General features: G+C 62.6%; 1 protein-coding gene. It reads left to right on the top strand.

Features of this window, described 5'->3' with window-relative positions:
• Positions 1-56: 56 nt before the first annotated feature.
• Positions 57-1,099 (top strand): IS256 family transposase (locus HWY45_RS36235; RefSeq protein WP_150999510.1); only part of this gene is annotated, 1,043 nt, incomplete at its 3' end.

Here is a 1,099-nt window from a genome sequence, read left to right as displayed (position 1 = left end):
GAGCCTATCCGAATGTTTGTGTGTGAGGCATAAACTGATGGCCAAGGAGCCACGTTATGCCACGCAAACGCAAGGAAGAAGTGACGATTGAACCGGGCAAGGGCTTGAACCTGGACCCGGAACTGATCAAGCAACTGGTACCCGGCACGCTGGATCGGGCGACGATCAACGAGCAGCTTGCGGCGCTCAAGAAGGCAATCTTCGAACGCGCGCTGGGCGGCGAACTGACCCACCACCTCGGCTACGAGAAGGGCGATGCCAAGCCGGCAGGCCGCACGAACCACCGCAACGGCACCAGCCGCAAGCGCATCACGACCGATGACGACCTGCTCGACGTCGAGATTCCGCGCGACCGCGAAGGCACCTTCGATCCGGTGCTGATCGCCAAGGGCGAGCGACGCTTCACCGGCTTCGACGACAAGATCATCGCGATGTACGCACGCGGCATGAGCGTGCGGGAGATTCAGGGTTTCCTGCTGGAGATGTACGGCATCGAGGTGTCGCCGGACTTCATCAGTACGGTGACCGATGCCGTGATCGACGAAGTGCGCGAGTGGCAGCAGCGGCCGCTCGAGCCGATGTACCCGGTGGTGTTCTTCGACGCCTTGCGCGTCAAGATCCGCGACGAAGGCGTCGTGCGCAACAAGGCGATCTACCTGGCGTTGGGCGTGCGCCGCGACGGCACACGCGACGTGCTGGGCCTTTGGATCGAGCAGACCGAGGGCGCCAAGTTCTGGATGCGGGTGGTGAACGACCTGAAGCTGCGCGGCGTGCAGGACATCCTGATTGCCGTGGTCGACGGCCTGAAGGGCTTCCCGGAAGCGATCAATTCCGTGTTCCCGGAAACGACGGTCCAGACCTGCATCGTGCATCTGATCCGGAACTCGCTGGACTTCGCCAGCTGGAAAGACAGGAAATCGGTCGCAGCGGCGCTCAAGGAGGTCTATCGGGCACCGTCGGCCGAAGCGGCCGCCGTGGCGCTGGACGCGTTCGATACGAGCACGTGGGGTACTAAATACCCTCCGATTGCCGTGCTCTGGCGCCGAGCCTGGGATCAGGTGATTCCGTTCTACGCCTTCGCGCCGGATATCCGGAAAAT

Source organism: Burkholderia stagnalis (assembly GCF_902830275.1).
In the GTDB taxonomy this organism is placed as follows: domain Bacteria; phylum Pseudomonadota; class Gammaproteobacteria; order Burkholderiales; family Burkholderiaceae; genus Burkholderia; species Burkholderia stagnalis.
The sequence above is the reverse complement of the archived record's forward strand: the minus strand, read 5'-3'. Positions and strand labels throughout refer to the sequence as shown.